This is a genomic window from Arthrobacter sp. NyZ413 (genome assembly GCF_049390645.1).
Lineage (GTDB): Bacteria > Actinomycetota > Actinomycetes > Actinomycetales > Micrococcaceae > Arthrobacter.
In genome coordinates this window covers 1,164,145-1,180,448 of record NZ_CP155434.1, presented here as the reverse complement: position 1 = coordinate 1,180,448, position 16,304 = coordinate 1,164,145, and the positions used below count along the sequence as shown (strand labels likewise).

Annotated in this window: 16 protein-coding genes; 11 read left to right on the top strand and 5 right to left on the bottom strand. The window is 63.6% G+C overall.

Annotated features, from left to right (window positions below; translation table 11 throughout):
• Nucleotides 1-22 precede the first annotated feature (22 nt).
• The 5 genes from ABCW42_RS05635 to ABCW42_RS05615 form a co-directional block, all read right to left on the bottom strand.
• Nucleotides 23-1,354: a DUF6350 family protein gene (locus tag ABCW42_RS05635; RefSeq protein ID WP_423183929.1), complete on the bottom strand. Its 1,332-nt coding sequence runs from the start codon at nt 1,352-1,354 to the stop codon at nt 23-25.
• 325 nt (nt 1,355-1,679) lie between these two features.
• A complete protein-coding gene (locus tag ABCW42_RS05630) occupies nt 1,680-2,423 on the bottom strand; it encodes a maleylpyruvate isomerase family mycothiol-dependent enzyme (RefSeq protein WP_423183928.1) in 744 nt (247 codons plus the stop codon).
• Complete coding sequence (locus ABCW42_RS05625; RefSeq protein ID WP_423183927.1) at nt 2,423-3,253, bottom strand: fumarylacetoacetate hydrolase family protein; 831 nt, start codon at nt 3,251-3,253, stop codon at nt 2,423-2,425. The genes ABCW42_RS05630 and ABCW42_RS05625 overlap by 1 nt, the downstream gene beginning before the upstream one ends.
• A complete protein-coding gene (locus tag ABCW42_RS05620; protein ID WP_423183926.1) occupies nt 3,253-4,392 on the bottom strand; it encodes a cupin domain-containing protein in 1,140 nt (379 codons plus the stop codon). Before ABCW42_RS05620 ends, ABCW42_RS05625 begins: the two co-directional genes overlap by 1 nt.
• A gap of 106 nt (nt 4,393-4,498) precedes the next feature.
• Nucleotides 4,499-5,296 carry an IclR family transcriptional regulator gene (locus tag ABCW42_RS05615; protein ID WP_423183925.1) on the bottom strand — a complete coding sequence of 266 codons (798 nt, stop codon included), beginning with the start codon at nt 5,294-5,296 and terminating at the stop codon, nt 4,499-4,501.
• 48 nt (nt 5,297-5,344) lie between these two features.
• Here ABCW42_RS05615 and ABCW42_RS05610 point away from each other — a divergent pair, with 48 nt between their 5' ends.
• The 11 genes from ABCW42_RS05610 to ABCW42_RS05560 all read left to right on the top strand — a co-directional run bounded on the left by ABCW42_RS05610 (nt 5,345) and on the right by ABCW42_RS05560 (nt 16,257).
• Complete coding sequence (locus tag ABCW42_RS05610) at nt 5,345-6,658, top strand: MFS transporter (protein ID WP_423183924.1); 1,314 nt, start codon at nt 5,345-5,347, stop codon at nt 6,656-6,658.
• Nucleotides 6,651-7,874, top strand: coding sequence for an FAD-dependent oxidoreductase (locus ABCW42_RS05605; RefSeq protein ID WP_423183923.1), 1,224 nt, complete (start codon nt 6,651-6,653; stop codon nt 7,872-7,874). Before ABCW42_RS05610 ends, ABCW42_RS05605 begins: the two co-directional genes overlap by 8 nt.
• 109 nt (nt 7,875-7,983) lie before the next feature.
• The gene (locus ABCW42_RS05600; RefSeq protein ID WP_423183922.1) at nt 7,984-9,417 is read left to right on the top strand and encodes a flotillin family protein; all 1,434 of its coding nucleotides are present in this window, start codon (nt 7,984-7,986) and stop codon (nt 9,415-9,417) included.
• Nucleotides 9,418-9,438: 21 nt separating this feature from the next.
• Nucleotides 9,439-9,681: a hypothetical protein gene (locus tag ABCW42_RS05595; protein WP_423183921.1), complete on the top strand. Its 243-nt coding sequence runs from the start codon at nt 9,439-9,441 to the stop codon at nt 9,679-9,681.
• A gap of 205 nt (nt 9,682-9,886) precedes the next feature.
• Nucleotides 9,887-11,089, top strand: a complete 1,203-nt coding sequence (locus ABCW42_RS05590) for a glycosyltransferase family 4 protein (RefSeq protein ID WP_423183920.1) — start codon at nt 9,887-9,889, stop codon at nt 11,087-11,089.
• The gene (locus ABCW42_RS05585) at nt 11,086-12,525 is read left to right on the top strand and encodes a UDP-glucose dehydrogenase family protein (RefSeq protein WP_423183919.1); all 1,440 of its coding nucleotides are present in this window, start codon (nt 11,086-11,088) and stop codon (nt 12,523-12,525) included. Before ABCW42_RS05590 ends, ABCW42_RS05585 begins: the two co-directional genes overlap by 4 nt.
• Nucleotides 12,526-12,807: 282 nt before the next feature.
• A complete protein-coding gene (locus ABCW42_RS05580) occupies nt 12,808-13,086 on the top strand; it encodes an uberolysin/carnocyclin family circular bacteriocin (RefSeq protein WP_423183918.1) in 279 nt (92 codons plus the stop codon).
• A gap of 72 nt (nt 13,087-13,158) precedes the next feature.
• A complete protein-coding gene (locus ABCW42_RS05575; protein ID WP_423183917.1) occupies nt 13,159-13,650 on the top strand; it encodes a hypothetical protein in 492 nt (163 codons plus the stop codon).
• 13 nt (nt 13,651-13,663) lie between these two features.
• A complete protein-coding gene (locus ABCW42_RS05570; RefSeq protein ID WP_423183916.1) occupies nt 13,664-14,272 on the top strand; it encodes a YIP1 family protein in 609 nt (202 codons plus the stop codon).
• A 35-nt stretch (nt 14,273-14,307) separates the two neighbouring features.
• On the top strand, nt 14,308-14,715 hold the full coding sequence (locus ABCW42_RS05565) for a hypothetical protein (RefSeq protein WP_423183915.1): 408 nt from the start codon (nt 14,308-14,310) through the stop codon (nt 14,713-14,715).
• Between the two features lie 6 nt (nt 14,716-14,721).
• On the top strand, nt 14,722-16,257 hold the full coding sequence (locus ABCW42_RS05560; protein ID WP_423183914.1) for a hypothetical protein: 1,536 nt from the start codon (nt 14,722-14,724) through the stop codon (nt 16,255-16,257).
• The last annotated feature ends 47 nt before the right edge of the window (nt 16,258-16,304 follow it).

Sequence of the window (16,304 nt, the reverse complement as noted above, 5' to 3'; positions counted from 1 at the left end):
CGCGAAAGGTGCGGTGCGCCGCTTAGCTGCGCTCGCCGTCGTACGCGGGAACGTCAAGGTCCGCTTCGCGCAGCTTCTGGCGCCGCTCAAGCCAGGGACCAACGGAATAGCCGATCACGACGCCGATACCGACTTCCGCGGCGACCCACACCGCCGTCCATAGCGGGTCGGGACCGATCTCGGTCAGTCGGCCGATACCGGCCGAACCGCGCGCCAGCCATGCGAACACTCCGGCCATCGCGCCTGCCGCAGCTCCGACGAGCGCTCCGAGGAACACCGTGGAAACAGGTGCCGTGAACCAGCGCGCCTTGATCTTGATGGAGAGCCACTCGTCGAAGTGGTTCTCTCCCTCGCGCAGGAACCACCAGCCCGCGAGCAGGCCCGCCATGACAGGCAGCGCGAGCGCCGCGGCGCCAAAATCGAGCTGGCCGGTGGGCAGCGCGCCAAAGACGGGGATGGCGGGCAAAGGCCCGACGGCGGTGCCCAGCGGCCCGGCGTGTGAACCGACGCCGAGGGAAAATCCGGAACCGGACGCCCACGCCAGGGTGAATACGACCAGGTTGGGCAAGTATCCGAGTTGGGCGATCGTGAGGACTCCGCCCCCGAGCGCGCCGGCTTTCAGGCCTTCATAAACGGCGATGATGTCCGTCCAGTGCACCAGGATGTCGACTGTGAGCAGTAGTGCCGAAAGCGCCAGGGCCGCCATGATGGCAACGAACCCGGCCTTGAGGGCGGAGCCGAAATAGGAGCCGGCCCAGCGGGAATGTTGGCTGGTTCGCGCAAGCCAGTCCACAGCGTCCACGCCGATAAGCCGGCTCCAGGAGCCTGACTCCCGCCGGGCGCCAACCACCATGCCCAGGCAGAAAGGGATGAGGGGTATCAACGCCGCGAGCCACACATTGATGACCACATCCTGGGTGCGGCAGATGAACCCGGTGGCCGCACCGAACGCAGCGTAAGTCAGTCCGGCTCCGAGGAACGCCTGCCAGAGTTGATCGGAATAGGAGGCGCGGGCCAGTCGCCGGCCCGCGCGCCAGGCCAGGAGGAACGGCACCAAGGTCAAGCCGAGCGGAATGAGCGAAAGCACACCCGACCCCGGCAGTCCAGCTGTCCCGATGTTGACCGTGGCAAGCTGCAGCGGAACACCGTTGACCAGCAGCCAGGTCTGTCCCGCCAAGCGAGCCAGGAAATCGATGCTGCGGTTCTGGAATCCGTCCGTGGCCCAGACGCCCAGGAGGGGCAGGATCACCACGAGCGAGGAAATGAAAGCGGCTTGGGCCGATTCGAGTGCGCCTTGGAGCCACAAAGGCATAGGCAGGCCACGGTTTCCGGTCTGATCAGCACGCAGTTTCATCGCCTTCTATCGTGCCACGGCGCAACCCGCTCCCCCGGGAGGCGCCTGCGGGAGCCGCCAACCGGAACTCACGTCGTGCCTCCGTCGCCATCCAGAGCCCGGCGCTTTTTGCCCGGGTCAGCCGTAAAATTAGAGTGTTCGCAGTAGGCGCATGCAGGTCGTGGAGGGGCCCGGATCGAGTTAGTCCCGGGATTACAGGAGCCGCCGATGAGTAGGATCTACAGCTAAACCTGAATAGTCAGAAAAGCGGTTGGTGCAGTTCTATCGGTGATGAAGCCCGGAGCTGCGCCAACCATCTTTTTGTGTTCAACGAGCGCGGCAACAGTCAGATCCAGGCAGGTGGCGACAGCACCGGCCCGCGGCGCCCCGCCTCGCTCGCGGTCACTCCGCGGTTCCCGCGCCCTGTGGCCCATTCAACAACGCCAGGAAGCGGGCCGGCGACCACCACCGCGGCGTCCGGATCTCCGAAAGCGAGTTCCGTGCCGGAAACTGTGACGAGCAGACCTGCATCCGTTCCACGCGCGTGCCAGGCACCCGTAATGTCCTTCAGTAACCGCTCGAGAACGGGGGCGGGTATGTCGGCAAAGGTTGCGCCGTTGGCGAGGTCGACGGCGTGTACCCAGACTTCGCGGGAACGCATCCATGCAGTTTCCGACGCCGGCACTTCCCTGCCCTGGATCGTCCGGACGGTGTGCCGCCACGCGTCGTCGGGAAGATCCCGCCACTCCACGGACAGGTGTACGGCGGAGTGGTCGAAGAGGTTGCGCAGCGCGATGGGTGACAGGGTGGCGCCGAACTCGATTTCCTCATCCCGCACCGCCGCGGATGGATACATGGGGGTTTCCACTCCGGTGGCCGCCCATTCAACCAGGCGGGCGAGGGCCCGGGCGTTGTAGCCGATGTGGGCCGCGACGTGGCGGCGGGTCCAGCCGGGCAGGAGGGACTCGCCGTCGAGTTCCGCGTCGGAGAGTTCATTGAGCTTGCGGGCGAAGAAAGCCGTCCCACGCCGGGCCTGCAGAAGTTGTTCCTGCAGGCCCGGGTCCGTGGTGAGGTCGTGGCGGGCGACCATCAGGCTTCCTTGACCACGCGGTTTGTCAGTTGTCCCAGGCCTTCGATTGCGGTGACCAGGACCTGGCCCTCCTGCAGGTAGCGCTGGGGGTTTTGTGCGTGGCCCACGCCGCCGGGAGTGCCCGTCGCGATGACGTCGCCCGGGTTCAGGGTGATGATGGCGGAAATGTAGGAGACCAGGAATTCCGGCGTGAACACCAAGTCCGCTGTGGGAGTCCGCTGCTGGATCTCGCCGTCCACTGCGGACGTCATGAGCGGGCCCACCGTGAATTCGTCTTTCGTGACAAGGGCCGGCCCGAAGGGGGTGCTGTTTTCCCAGGTCTTGCCTTGCAGCCACTGGACCGTGCGGAATTGGTAGTCACGCATGCTGATGTCGTTCAGCACTGCGTACCCGGCAATGTGGTCCGCGGCGTCCGCCTCGGCGATGCGGCGTCCCTTCTTGCCGATCACGACGGCGAGCTCGGCTTCCCAGTCCACCGTGTCCGATTCCTGCGGCAACGCCAGATCGTCGTTCGGGCCGATCAGCGATTCCGGGTACTTCGCAAACAGGGTGGGGTACTCGGGGATCTCCCGGCCCATTTCCTTGATGTGGTTGCGGTAGTTGTGCCCGACGCAGATGATCTTCCCCGGTAAGGGCACGACGGCGGCGAGGTCGGCGCCGTCGAGCGCGTGCGTTGCGCCGTTGGCCGCCGCAGCGGTGGTCTCCCAGGCGGGATCCTGCAGGAGCGCCCCGACGTCGGCGAACCCGTCGATCTCGGTCAGGGTGTCGCCGTCCTGGCGGACGGCCACTGTACCGGTTCCTTCAGCGGTGCGGAGGGTGAGGAGTCTCATTATTTGCTGCGTCCTTCGATGTACGTGCGGTTGAAGTTCAGTCGTTCGAAAATGGGGGCGTCGCTGAAGCGGAAGAGATCGAACCCGGGCTGATCTGCGTCCGCCGTCAGCGACCATTCCTGCCAGGACGGAACTACGAAGAGATCGCCCTTCGCGAGAGCCTTCGATTCGCCGTTCAAAACGACAGTGCCGGTGCCCTCAAAGACCTGCCAGACGCTGGAGCCGACCTCGCGCACGGCTTCGGTGGAAGCCCCTGCGCGGAGCCGGTGGAATTCCGCCCGGATGGTGGGCATGACGTCCCCGCCCGTGGTCGGATTCGAGTACCGGATGGCGGCGTGGCCCTGTGAGACGGTGGCCGGATGCCCCTCGTCTTCGAGGAGAAGCTGCTCGCGCAAGGCGGCATCGGTGTGTTCCCAGCGGTACGCGGCGATCGGGGAATTCACGGTGTCCTGCAACCCGGACAAGGGCCGCAGTCCCGGGTGCGCCCACAACCGCTCGGAACGGGAAATGTCCGGAGTCGCCTCGTCCGTCACGCGTTCGGTGCCGAATTCGAAAAATCCTGCGTCCGCATAGTGCACGAACGGGATGTCCAGGCCGTCGATCCAGGCCATCGGCTGATCGGTGTCGTTGTGGTGGCCGTGGAAATTCCATCCCGGAGTGAGCAGGAAGTCGCCGCGGCGCATCGCCACCGGATCACCGTTGACCACGGTCCACACGCCCTCGCCTTCGACGACGAACCGGAACGCGTTCTGCGAGTGACGGTGCTCCGGGGCCGTTTCATGCGCGCCGAGGTACTGGATCGCGGCCCACAGCGTCGGAGTGGCATAAGGGGTATTGCCCAGTCCCGGGTTCGCCAGGGCGATCGCCCGCCGCTCGCCGCCCCGGCCCACAGGCACGAGGTCTCCGGCCCGTGCGGCCAACGGATAGAGGTCATTCCACCGCCACACGTGGGGCACTGCCTTCGGGGAGGGAACCATCGGCATCAAGTCCGCGATTTCCGTCCACAGCGGGATCAGATTCTCTTTGTCGAAGTCCCGGTACAACTGCTCCAGTTGGGCTGCTTCTTCGGGCGTGGGCTCAGGAACGACGTGCCCCGCCGCAACTGAATCATGGGTTGTGTTATCGGCGCTGACGGACACAAGGCCCTCCTTGGGGAGTACGGACTGGTTTTGCGTACTCCAGACCCTAGGGACAGCGCCGAGCCAACTCCATGAAATTCTGTAGGGCAGAATTTAGCTGCGTGATTCAATCCGGCTCGGCCGGGTGGGCGGCGATGTCGATCTCGAGCTGGCGTTGCGTTTCCCGCAAGATGGCCACGAGGCCGCCGTCGAACAATTTACGGAACCTCGTCACCGGCGTCGCGACGCTCAAGGCGCCGACGGCGGCACCGTGCCTGTTGTGCAAGGCCACGCCGAGTGCGCTGATTCCATCCTCCGTTCCCTCGAAGTTTGCGGCGAATCCGTTGCTCCGAATCGTTTCCAGCTCGCGGAGGAAGGCCGGGTATTCGGCGTCGGGAATGTTGTCCCCACCGATCTCGGCATTGTGGCTGCGGAACAGCTGCTCAATCATGGCCGGCTCCAATTCGGCGAGCATCGCCTTGCCGCCCGACGCCTTGTTGGCCGGAAGGACAGTTCCCTGCCGGTCCCCCACGCGCAAGGCGCTGGTACCTTCGACCGTCGCGAGGAACCGGACCTTGGTGCCAACCCGGACCATGAGGTTGACGGTCTCGTTGATACGGCCGCTGAGGAGCTCCATGTGCGGCTGGGCCACCGAGCGAAGCTGCCGGGTCCAGCTGAGTCCGGCCGGCCCGACTCCCATCGCCGGCCCCGGCACGTAGCGGCGGGTCTCATCCTGGACCGCGAACCCGCGGTACACCAGCATAGCCAAAAGCCGATGGGCCGTGGACGGAGCAACATCCAGCTCGGCCGCGGCGTCCTTGAGCCGCAAGCTACCGCCATCCCGCAAGAGCTGGAGGAGATGCAAGGCATTGTCCACTGCTTCGATGGAGTAGGCGGGCTTCTTGCGAGCCCGAAGATTCTGCACAACAGAATTATATTGGGAACTAGAGGCGACCGCCGCCACAGTGGTGGCATGAATCACACCCCTTCCGCTGCAGCGCCGGAGCGGACCCAACGGCGCCACTTCTCCGGGGTCTCCCCCGATGCCCCGGCCACGTTCTCGAGGCGTTCAGCCGCCGCCGTCCTCGTTTGCTGGCTGCTCGTGGTCTTCGACGGCTACGACCTCATCGTCTACGGAACCGTCCAGTCCTCGCTCATCACTGACACCGGTTGGGGGCTCAGCAAGGCCACTGCCGGAACCGTCGGCTCGATGGCCTTCGTCGGCATGATGATCGGAGCCATTTTCGCGGGCCGGATGTCGGACAGTTGGGGCCGGCGCCGCACCATCATCCTCTGTGCAACCGTGTTTTCCGCGCTCACCATCCTCTGCGCTTTCGCCCCGAACGCGTACGCCTTCGGAGGCCTGCGCCTGCTCGCCGGCATCGGCCTCGGTGGACTTGTTCCCTCGGCCAACGCCTTGGTCGCGGAAATGGTACCGGCGAAATGGCGCTCGACGATCGCCACCTTGATGATGTCCGGCGTACCTATCGGCGGCTCAGTCGCCGCGCTGGCGGGCATTCCCCTCATCCCGGCCTTCGGCTGGCCCGTGATGTTCCTTGTGGCAGCTGTGGCCTTGCTCGTCATCGTTCCCTTGGGCTTGTGGTTCCTGCCGGAAACGCTGCCTCCCACTAAGCCCGCCGAACCCGTGGGATTCAAGTCACTCCTCCGAGCCCCCCACCTTGGAATGAGCCTTCTCTTTGCCGTCGCCACCTTGGTGACCCTCTTCGCTTGGTACGGCCTCGGCACCTGGCTCCCGAATCTGATGCAACTGGCCGGTTACAACCTCGGATCGGCACTCACTTTCGCCTTGGCACTCAACCTCGGTGCCGTCGTCGGATCGGTTGCGACCGCCTGGGCGGGAACCCGCTTCGGACCGGTCCCGACGGCGATAGCGGCAGCCGCCGTCGCCGCCGTCGCGCTGGCTGTCCTCGTAGCCGGGCCGCCGGTGATGGTCGTTTACGTCATGCTCGTGCTCGCCGGTGTCGGCACCCACGGAACCCAATGCCTCATCATCGCCGCAGTGGCAAGCCATTACCCGGCCCACCTGCGGGGAACGGCCCTGGGTTGGGCCCTGGGTGTCGGCCGCATCGGGGCAGTTGCCGCGCCACAGGTCGGCGGGCTCTTGCTCGCTGCGGGCTTGGGCGTGAATTCAAACTTCATCGCGTTCGCCGGGGCCGCCGGCGTCGCCGCGATCTTGCTCGGAGCCATCCGCGCCCGGATCAACAACGCGCGAACCAAAGCACACGATTCCACAATCACCACCTCTGTAGGAGCCAGCAATGCCTGACCGCACACCGTCCACTGAAGTCCTCGTCGTCGGCGGAGGAATGGCCGGCCTCGCCGGGGCCCTGGCCCTCCGTTCGAACGGTGCCGAGGTCACCCTGGTTGAACGGGCGCCGGAATTCGGCGAAGTGGGCGCCGGCCTGCAAATGGCGCCCAACGCTTCCCGCGTCTTGAAGCGATGGGGACTGCTGGAGAAGGCGCTGGAAATCGGCGTCCGGCCCAAGCACCTGGTGTTCCGCGACGCCCTTACCGGTGAGGAACTGACCCGCCAGACCCTCGGCGGCGACTTCGAGGAACGGTACGGCGCTCCATACGTCGTGATCCACCGCAGCGACCTGCACCGGATCCTTTTGGAAGCCTGCCAGGAGGCCGGTGTCCATTTGGTGAATGACGTCGTCGTCGACAACGTGGAGACCGTGAACGGTCGCGGCATCGCGCACACGGCCCGCGGCGAGGTTTACGAGGCCGACGTCGTGATCGGTGCGGACGGACTCAAGTCCACCCTTCGTGCCGCAGTCGCGCAGGACGGCCCAGTATCGTCGTCGTACGTCGCTTACCGCGGTACGGTCACGATCACGGCGGAAACACCGGCCGCGGATCTTGAGGACGTCATCGTCTACCTCGGACCGGACTGCCACCTCGTCCAATATCCGCTCCGCAAGGGCGAACTGCTCAACACAGTGGCTGTTTTCAAGTCCCCGTCCTTCGAACGAGGCGAAGAACAGTACGGCGGAGTGGACGAACTCGAGGCCGCCTACCGGGACTGCGTCCCTGCCGTCCGGGCAGCCCTGCAGAATCTCGCAACCGGCATCCGCTGGCCCATGTACGATCGCGAGCCGATCGAAAACTGGATCGACGGCCGCCTGGTGCTTATGGGCGACGCCGCCCACCCGATGCTCCAATACCTTGCCCAAGGGGCGTGCCAGGCGCTCGAAGACGCAGCTGCGCTGCAAGACTCCACCCTCGGTTCCGTCTTTACCGCCGACGGCGTGAACGCCCGTGCGTGGGACCTCGCCATCAGCGATTTCAACGTAGCCCGCGCAGGGCGCACCGCGCGTGTCCAGCGGACCGCCCGGGTATGGGGCGAATCCTGGCACGTTTCCGGCGTCGCGCGCGTGTTGCGGAACCTCCTGTTCAAGAGCCGCAAGGACGGCGATTTCCAGTACAACGACTGGCTGTACGGACAAACCTCCGAAGCGCTGGTGGGAACGCGCTCCTAAGGGCACTCGAGCCGGAGATCTTCCGTTAACAATTTGCTGGACTACTGGAGCGGAGCGCAGCAGACTGACTACACGAGCCGCTTGAGTGCTAGTCGTTGAAAGGACAGTCATGCTCGACCTTGCTGCTTATCTGCCGATTCTTGTAATCGTTTTGGGGGTGGTCGTCGCCGTAGCCGTAATCAGGCTGGTGATCAGATTGACGTGGAAGGTAGCTGAACCGAATGAAGCGCTCATCATTTCCGGACTCACCCGGGGAACGCTTGAGCGGGACGGAATGGATTTCAAAATCGTCACCGGAAAAGGTGCGCTGGTCGTTCCAGGACTTCAGACCGTCAGGACGTTGTCCCTGACGCTGAATGAAACAGAACTCCAGGTCAACTGCGTGACCTCCCAGGGCATCCAGGTGGTGGTCGAGGGCGTCGTGATTTATAAGATCGGCGACGCCCCGGCTTTCATCGCGAATGCGGCGAGGAGGTTTCTCGGCCAACAGCCCAAAATGGAAAGCCAGGTCTACAACGTCTTCGAAGGACACCTGCGTTCGATTATTGGCAGCATGACAATGGAAGAAATCATTCGTGAGCGGGACAAACTCGCGTCATTGGTCCGCAGTGCCAGCGGAATCGAAATGGAAAAACTTGGCTTGGTGGTTGATTCCCTCCAGATAAAGGACCTCCAGGATCCAACGGGCTATATCCAGAACCTCGCCAAGCCGCACATTGCCCAGGTGAAAATGGAGGCCCGCATCGCGGAGGCCACGCGGAACCGCGAGGCCTCCGAAAAGGAAGCCGAAGCCGCAGCCCAGATCGCGGACGCCCAGAGCCTCTCCGCGATCAAGCAGTCGGCTGCGCAAGCCAACGCGGAAACCGCACGCGCTAACGCTGCCCAGGCCGGGCCCTTGGCGGAAGCGACGGCGCGCCAGCAAGTGGTTGTCCAGGAAACCGAAGTGGCCAAGTTGGAGGCCGATCGCGAGGAGCAAAAGCTCCAGACGTCCATTCGCAAGCCGGCAGACGCCAAAGCTTATGCACTGCGAACGGAAGCCGAAGCCCAGAAGTCCGCGGATATCAGCGCGGCGGAGGCACGGGCCCGGCGCACCGAGCTCGAAGCGCAAGCAAATGCGCGTCGCGTGGAAGTCGAAGCGCAGGCAAGCGCGTCGGCAGCGGCGGCCATGGCCGGGGCCACCAAGGTCACCGGCGAGGCCGAAGCGGCGGCCACGAGGGCCCGCGGTGACGCGGCCGCCTCGGCAATCAAGGCCAAGTCCCTCGCGGAAGCCGACGGTATCAAAGCCCGCGCCGAGGCGCTGGGAACCAACCAGGAAGCCGTGATCTCGCAGCAATTGGCGGAGAACATGCCAGCGATCGTCGCTGCTGCCGCCGAGCCGTTCGCCCATGTGGACCAACTCACCGTCCTCAATGGCGGCGAGGGACTCAACAGCATGGTGGGCGGGATCCTGTCTCAGGTGGGAAGCTTCCTACCATCGATAACCGGTGCCCTCAAGAACGGCAAGGTACAGCCGACGCGGCCCAAAGCTCCCGACGCCAAGTAGCCGTGATGCACAGTGGTTTCCATGCACAGAGAGGTTGATCGGAGCCTGACCGGCAAGATCGGCCGGGTAACGGGACGGATCGGACCGGGGACCGTGGGCGAGGTGATGCTTCCGTTCCATGGCGGGACGAGCGCCTTCCATGCCCACCCGTTCGACAAGACAAGTGTTTTCAACGTCGGCGATGAGGTCCTGGTCATTTATTACGAGCCTCCCCAGACGGTCTTTGTGGACGTCCTGCCGGACATCCTGAGGTCGGCGCCGTGAACAACTGAGGGCGGCTACATCTGTGGCCGCCCTCAGCGTTTTCAATCAAAATTGCAATAGGCAACCCGGGTCGGCGGGCACTGTTGTGTCCGCAATTGCCGCGAAGTGCTACTTCAAGTAGCAACATCGCTTTGTTAACCAAACCTTCCCCTTCGCGTCATGCCCATTCCGCCGCCCCGCCAACCGCCGAGCGGACCGTGGAGGTGTGAGGATCGCTGTGGTTGCCGAATCATTCCTGCCGCTCATGAACGGAGTTACCCACTCCATCCTTCGGGTGCTGGAGCACCTGCAGGAGCGCGGCGACGAGGTAATGGTGATTGCGCCGTCGACGTCGGACACTGCTGTCTCGGACGTCGTGAACGGGGCGTATATTCACCGCCTGCCGTCCGTGCCGTTGGCGGGTTACACGAATGTGCGGGTGGCGTTGGGCGGTGTGAATCGGGTCAAGAGAATCCTTGCCGACTACGCACCGGACGTCGTCCACCTCGCATCACCGTTCGTGCTCGGTTGGCGGGCCGTGCAAGCGGCACATCAGCTCGGCATCCCCACAGTGGCCATCTACCAGACCGAGGTTCCCAGCTACGCCGGACGGTACGGCGTGCCGATCCTGGAGAACTGGGCTTGGAACCGGGTGGACAACATCCACCTCCTCGCAGACCGGACACTGGTCCCGTCCACGTTCGCGCTCAATCAGTTGCGCGGCCGCGGGATCTTGCGGGTGGGCATGTGGCGGCGCGGTGTGGATACCGCGCGGTTCTCCCCCGCCAAGCGTTCGACGGCGTGGCGCGCCTCGGTGGCGCCCGACGGCGAGCGCGTCATCGGTTATGTGGGCCGCCTCGCCGTGGAAAAGCAGGTGGAGGACCTCGCGGTGCTCGCCGATCTACCGGGAACCAAACTGGTGATCGTGGGCGACGGGCCGCAACGCACGGCGCTCGAAGCCGCACTGCCACAAGCAGTCTTCACCGGGTTCCTCGGCGGCGAAGAGCTTGCCGAAGCCGTAGCCGGCTTTGATCTCTTCGTTCATCCTGGCGAATTCGAAACGTTCTGCCAGACCATCCAGGAGGCCATGGCTTCGGGGGTTCCAGTGGTCGCCACGGGCCGCGGCGGTCCCCTCGACCTCGTGGAAAACTCACGGACAGGCTGGCTTTACGAGCCCGGCGACCTTGCCCAGTTGCGTGGTTATGTTCAGGACCTGGTGGGCGACGACGCCAAGCGCCGCGCGTTCGGAACGGCGGCCCTCGCTTCGGTCCAAGGGCGGACGTGGCCCGTCCTGAGCGCCCAGCTCGTGAACCACTATGAGGCCGTCATCTCGGGCGAGGTCTTGGCTGAGCTCCCTGCCCCGGCCGCCTCGGTGGCCAAAATCCATCCGACTTTCCCCGCGACTTCCAGCAAAGGACTCCCAGCATGAAAATTTCCGTCGTCGGCTGCGGTTACCTCGGCGCAGTGCATGCGGCCACTCTCGCATCGATGGGACACACGGTGGTGGGCATCGATGTAGACGCCCAAAAGGTAGACCATCTGAACAAGGGCTTCGCCCCGTTCCACGAACCCGGCCTTGACGAACTCCTCCGGGACGGATTCGCAACGAAGCGGCTCACGTTCACCACTGACTTCGCCGATGCCGCCGATGCGTCAGTCCACTTCGTCTGCGTGGGCACGCCGCAGTCCAAGACCTCGGACACTGCGGACCTTTCCTACGTGATCGCAGCAACAAAGAGCTTGCTCCCCCATTTGGCGAGGGGCGCCGTCGTCGTGGGCAAGTCCACTGTTCCCGTCGGAACAGTGGACATGCTCCGTGGGATCCTTGCCCGCCGGCCAGATGTCCTCCTCGGATGGAACCCCGAGTTCCTCCGGCAGGGCACCGCCGTCAAGGACTCGCTGGTGCCGGATCGACTCGTCTACGGTGTGCCCGGCGGCAAGGATTCTGCCGGCGGCCTTCCTGTCACCGCGGCGCTCGACGCCGTCTACGAACCGTTGATCACCGCCGGTATCCCACGACTGGTCTGCAACTTTGCCACGGCTGAGCTCATCAAGTCCGCTTCCAATGCCTACCTGGCCACGAAGCTCAGCTTCATCAACGCCATGGCCGAACTGTGCGATGCTTCCGGGGCGGACGTCGCCGAACTGAGCGAGGCGATGGGCCTGGATCCTCGCATCGGCAACCGCTACCTGCACGCCGGACTGGGATTCGGCGGAGGCTGCCTGCCGAAGGATATCCGTTCGTTCCGGGCGCAGGCACAGGCACTGTCCGTTCCCTCCGTGGACGAGTGGATGGGCGTGGTGGACTCCATCAACCTCTCCCAGCGGTCCCGCACCGTTCTCGTGGCTCGTGATCTGTGCAAGGGTTTCCTGTCCGGCCGGACTGTCACGGTCCTGGGCGCAGCCTTCAAGCCTGACACGGACGACATCCGGGACTCCCCTGCCTTGGACGTCGCGCTCCAGCTCGCTGCCGCGGGCGCCCACGTCACAGTGACCGATCCCAAAGCGATCAACAACGCCTGGATGCGCTACCCGCAGCTACGTTTCGAGGCTTCCACCAACCGTGCGCTCGAAGGTGCGGAACTCGTGCTGCTGCTCACTGAGTGGGACGAGTACCGCGACTTGTCACCCGCCGCCGTCGGAAAACTCGTACGACGCCGAATGGTGCTGGACGCGCGGAACGTCCTGGACGCTGCGGCATGGCGGGCGGAAGGTTGGACCGTCCGTGGACTCGGAACCGGATCCGTCAACGAGGTCGAGGAGACCGCCACCGACGTCACCCCGGCGGTCCTTCCGAGCAAAGCTGTCAACACGCGGCCATTCGTTGTGGGTTCGCCCGCCAAGGCCCGGTCAACACGGCGGTGACATTCGCTTGCCTACGGCGCTGCAAAGGTGCTGGCCAGGCCTGACGATCCGAAGCCCGGACCCCAACTAGGTGTTTTTGCGGATTTACACCTAGATGGACCTCTTCTTACACCTAGATCACGCTTGTTTACCCCTAGATAGGACCAAATCCGCCCCTTTCCACACCTAGACCCCCATTTTCACCGAGAGAATCTGAACTGTCGGCAGCCCTCGTAGGACAGGGCCGCTGCCTTCAGGACCAGCAACCCGCTGGCAACCATCTCTCAGAAAAAGGGGTAAAACGTGGAATCAACACTGACGAAGAGGACTGGCCTTCAGGCGGCGGCTGCAGCCGCTATCGCCGTGGTGGGTATCTTCGGGGCAAGCATGGCGGTTTCCTGGATCGCGGGATCCCTTGGCATCTCCGCCGCGGCCGCTTCCCAGATCATGCAGGCCATCGAAGTCGGAGGCTGGGCCCTCGTGGTGATCGGTGCGGTCTTTGGAGCCGGAATTACCGGTGCCTTGATCGCCACCGCCCGGGGCATTCTCTTCCGCATTGGTCGGGCGCAAGCGGTCGCCTAATCAATGCTTGTTAAAACAGCACGCGTGCTTGGGAGCATCCCTGGGTGGTTGCTCCCAAGCACGGGGTTGATCATGGCTGCCATAGCGTTCTTCGGCTACGCGGCAATGGATACCTCTTGGATCCGGGACGCCCGGGGCATGGGCGGAAGCCCGCTGTACGGCAAGGATTTCGTGCAAATCCTCACACGGAACGTAGGGGCGGCCCTGGTGCTCTATTCGGGCATCGCGACGCTCGGCCTTACCACTCTTGTTGGAGCCGGAATCCTTGCCCTTTATGTCGGCGCAACGGTCTCCCTCGGAGTGCATTCCGTGGGCGGCGGCAACCTCCTCGCCGACGTGATCTGGTACGTGCCGTTTGAATTCCTCGGCCTCGTCATGGCGGCAACGGCAGGCTTCCAGCCAACTGCCGGGCTCGTCCAGAGGCTCGCCTTCAAGCGCGAGCCCGCCACCGTCGCGTCTTTCATCCAGGACACCGCCCGTTCCTTGGGCACCCTTCTCATCGCCCTTGCCTTGATCGTCCTCGGTGCCGCCATCGAGGCCATCGTGATTCACCTGAAGACCTAAAGGGGAAGACTTCATGACCGGAACCGGCAACAATCAGGAATCCGAGACCGTAATCAACGTGGCAACCGTCGGGAAGCTGCGGCCTGAGCCATCACGCGGTTTGGAGCGGATCTCCACATCGCGCCTCCTCTGGATCGCGGCGTACATCGTCCTGATGGCATTGGTAGCCTTGCGGCTTCCCTTGACCAGGCAGCACCTCAGCACTCGCGTGCCGGAGGAGGTGAAATCCGAGCTTGGCGACGATCGCCTGCTGCAGCTTTCGATGACGGTCGGCACCGTGGTGTTCTTCCTTGTCTACGCAGTAATCATCGCCTTGTATTTCTCCCTGGCCTCCGTCCTGGACAAGCGGATAATCCCCGCAAAATGCCGGGTCGCCGGACGATTCAATATGGGTGCATTCTTTGTCATCGCCGTTCTCTCGACCATTCCGGTAAACCTCTTCAGCGTGGTTTTCGGTGTGGTTCAACCACGTGACGTCCCTGGGTACTGGGTCTATTTCCCGGCCATGGCGATTCTCGTCCTGGTCTTCTTCTTCCGACATTGGCGCCATTTCCCGGCGGGCAGGAAAGTCCTCGTGGTGCTGACGGCCATCGGCCTGGCATCCATCGTCGCCGTCGGCTAAGCCGTCCGAAACCATTTCCGAGCCAGAAAGTTCCGATGTTTACCCAGCTCTATAGCCTTCTCCTCCGGATCGTCGGCCTCCTTGCCGCCGTCCTCTCCGGAATATCCGCGACGCTCCTGTGGTCCGCCGCTCCCCCGGTGGGCCTGAGGAACATCGATCCGCTCGTCCTGCGGAATTCAATGGTCGCCGTCCTATTCATCTTCGGCGTGGCCGCTACCTTGATTGCGGCATTTAGTCCCGCCCGAAAATGGTTGCTGCTCAAAACGGTGGTCTTCGCGATCGCCGGATTTTCGAACGCGGCAGCCCTCGGCACGGGATCCGCGGTCCCGTTCCAGGGAACGACGTCGGTCATCGCCGTCGTTTGCGAGCTCGGTCTCGCGGTGCTCACCCTGGTGACCTTCATGGACTCCGTCCAGAAGAAGAATCCGCAAAGCAAGTTCTAAGCGCCGATGGACACAAAAACCTCAGTGCACGACGTCGAGCGGCAGCTTGGGAGCACAGCGAACGTGCGCAAACAGGAATGGAAGGCGGACTACCGGACCCTTCGGGATTTCCGGGCATTTGAGTTCGTCAATGCACTGCGCCTGCCGGTGACGCTAGACGGTTTCAAGGCAATCACCACCGTCGGGTCGTTTGCCGTGCTCGTGGTGGGCACACTCCTGCTCTTCTCAACCCTGTCGGTTCTCCGCGATGGGCCCCTTCGCGAGGACACGCAAGCCGTACTGAACTGGGGATTCCTTGGCCTTCTTTATGCCGGAACCGCGATCACGCTGGGTGACATCATTTCGAGCCGGCGCCTGTCCGTTTCGGGCTGCCCGCACGTGGAGCTCTTCAGGGCTTTGGACTTGCCTTTTCACCAGGTCGTCATCAGATACGGCCTTGTTCCTGTTTTCCGTCGGATCGGTCTACTGGCGTATTCGTGGGCGTGGTTCCTTGTGGTCTTCTTCGAGCAATCCGTTACGTTTGCCAGGCTCGCAGCTGCGTCAATCGCGGTACTGATTTTTGTCTCCAGCGCGTGCTTTTACGCCGTGGTCCATTTCGCCTCTGTTCCCGTCCGGCGGGTAGGCCTGCACTGGAAGTACTGCCTCATTGCCTTGGTTTTCGGGGTGATTCTCGGAATCGTCACCGGATTCCTCGCACCTCTCATCGGACCGCTTGATGGCCGTGATTTGGAAGGAATGTCCTTTCTTCCCTGGCTGACGGTGTTTGCTTTGCTCGCTGCCGGACTGCTTCTCGCGCTCGGCGTGCGGGGATGGCGACGACTCTCATACCTGCGCATTTCACTTCCCGCATCATCGAAGGGCCCTGCCGCCCGCCGGGGAAAACCAGGACTCGCACGTTTCGTCGTCACTGACATGGTCAGCAGCAAACAGGGCACGGTGGTCAGCACGATCGTCCTTGCCTGGCTTGCGGTCGTCGGGATCTTGCTCGGTGCCCGGGCCATCCTGCCTCTTCATTCGACTCTTGGCGAGGCGGAGCTGGCCAGGTCGTTTCTCGGGATCTCCGTGCTTTTGAGCCTCGCGGTCACGGAGCCGACGCTTCAGCGCATCGGTCCCACGGCAAAGCTCTATCACTACCGATTCGCGTGGGAGAACGGTTCCTCGGCGACCGCCATTGCCGCCAAACTGCTGGGAACTTACATCCTGTTGAGCGCCGTGATTGGCAGCTTTATCTTCTGGGCGGCGTACCTCGCGCTGGGTGTCCTAGCGCCCGGCGCTGTTCTGGCAAGCGTAATCGTCGCTGCGGCGGGCGTCGTCGCGGAGTCGATGTCTAGCCCGTCGGCAACTACTGACGGCACCAAATCCAACGACGTCATGGACGCTGTCCTCACTCTTTTGCTCGTCTCCCCCTGTTCTTTCACCCTTATCGTCAGCCCTGGATTTAGCACCTTTGTGTTGTTGGGCTATTCCGCCTTCTTGACCCTCGGAGCCGCCGTATGTTTGCGCCAACGCCTTTTGAGCCTTCGATCGAGATTGACTCTGTAACGGTGGGTTACCGGCAGGGCTTACCTGTCGTGGAAGGACTGAGCCTG